Genomic DNA, 2093 nt, shown 5'->3' with positions numbered 1-2093 from the left:
ACGTACCGGTGTCCGTCGCGGTACGCCACCTCCGCGCCGTCCGCGGTGACCGTCGCCTCGGCCGTCAGCAGGGTCAGCGGGTCCGTGCCGTCGTCCGGGGGGAGGTCGAGGTGCCTGCCGCGCAGCCAGCCGAACTCCTCCGCCAGCGACTTCACCAGCGCGCCCGCCATGGCGTGGGGCGGACAGGGGCGGTCACCGGGGCGTACGGCCTGGGCACCCGCCGTCACGTACACGAGGTCGACGGGGCGGTGCGGGCCGGGCCGGGCGGCGAGGGCGCGGACGAACGCGAGCAGTTCCTCCGCGCCGGTCGTGTCGTCCGGCGCCGCCCCGGGACCGCCCGTGCCGCGCGGCCCGTCGAGGTGGACGACGGCGTCGACCGGCCGCCGGTCGTCCGCCAACCGCCCCAGCAGCGCGGCGTGGTCGGCTTCCTCGGCGGGCCGTACGCGGTAGTGCGCGGCGTCGAGCCGGGCGTACGACGTCCCTTCGTCGACCACCGTGCACAGGCCCCCGCCGGACCGCAACGCGTCGGCGAGCCGTTCCGCGAGCTGCCGGACCCGGGGGTCGGCGCCCGCGAGGACGAGGGTGTGCCGGCCGGACGGCGCAGTCCGGGCCTCGGGGCGTTCCGTCCGCTGCCACACCGGCCGCAGGAACCAGTCGGGAACGGTGGCGGCGGTGCCCAGCAGGAGCTGGGTCCGGCGGACCTCGTCGTCGAAGGCGCCCGCCTCGAAGCTCTTGCGCAGCTTGGTGCGCTGGATCTTGCCGATCTCGGTCTTGGGGATCGCGTCCTGCTCGACGGGGATGAGGAAGGCCGGGCTGACGCCGATCTCCCGGGTCACCTTTCCGGCGATCTCGCGCAGGGCGCCGGCGGTGACCTCCGCGGTGAGGTGGAAGAAGAGCGCGAGTTCGTCGGTGGGCGACGACGGATCGGAGCGCACCGCGACGGCGGCGGTGAAACTGCGCTCCACGTAGGGCAGTTCCTCGACGCACGCCTCGATCTCGTGGCTGTAGTGGTTGACGCCGTTGACGATGATGACGTCCTTGGCGCGGCCGGTGATGTACAGCTCGCCGTCGCGCAGGTACGCCAGGTCGCCGGTGTCGAACCAGCCGTCCTCGGTGAACGCCTCGGCGTTGGCGCCCGGGTTGTCGTGGTAGCCGCCGGTCACGGAGGTGCCGCGGACCTGGAACCGGCCCGCCTCGCCCTCCGTGAGGACCGTGCCCTGCTCGTCGACGATCCGCATGGCGAAGCCCGGGTAGGGCAGGCCGCAGCTCACGAACGTCCCCTCGTCCGGGACGGGTTCGGCGGGCAGCACGGCGTCGGTGACCACGGAGCAGGTCTCGGACATGCCCCAGCCGGGGTGCATCACGTCCTGCGGCAGGCCGTACGGCTTCAGCGCGTGCAGGAACCGGCGGGCGGCGGAGGCCACGACGACCTCGCCGGCGTTCATCACCAGCCGCATCGGCGACAGGTCCCAGGCGCGGTCCGTGAAGCGGTGGGACTGCTCGGCGAGGAGCCCGAAGGCGAAGTTGGGCGCCCAGGTGACGGTGACCCGGTGCCGGTCGGCGAGGTCCATCCAGCGCAGCGGGTCCTGGAGGACCCAGGAGGTGGGGGCGTGGATCTGGCGGCAGCCCAGGTACACGTCCCGCAGGTGGAACATCACCACGCCGGTGACGTGGTCGAGGGGGATCCAGTTGAGGGAGACGTCGTCCGCGCCGAGGCCGTTCATCTGCTCGGTGGCGGCGGAGCGGGTCAGCACGTTGCGGTGGGTGAGGCGGACCGCCTTGGGCAGGCCGGTGCTGCCGGACGTCATCAGCATCAGCATAAGGTCGTCCGGTTCGGCGGGGTGCCAGTCGTGGTCCTCGGGTGCCTCGCGCAGCGCGTCGGCCGTGGTGAGCCGCAGGCCGGGCCAGTCCTGCCGGGCGGCGACCGCGCGCAGCCCGGCCTCGCGGCCGGCGGAGCACACGACCCAGGGCCTGCCGAGCATCCGCCAGATGCCCTCCAGCTTGGTCAGGGCCGCGGAGGGGGTGTCGTAGGAGGCGGGGACGGTCAGCGGGACGGCGACGAAGCCGCCGAGGACTTCCTCGCCGTGCTGTGG

At 73.7% G+C, this 2093-nt stretch carries 1 protein-coding gene; it reads right to left on the bottom strand.

The window, feature by feature from the left end; translation table 11 throughout:
* A partial coding sequence (locus CCN42_RS37925; RefSeq protein WP_143662173.1) for an AMP-binding protein occupies positions 1-2093 on the bottom strand: 2093 nt, incomplete at both ends.

The organism is Streptomyces glaucescens, assembly GCF_002154375.1.
Taxonomy (GTDB): Bacteria; Actinomycetota; Actinomycetes; order Streptomycetales; family Streptomycetaceae; genus Streptomyces; species Streptomyces glaucescens.
This window is presented reverse-complemented; position numbering and strand designations above follow the sequence as displayed.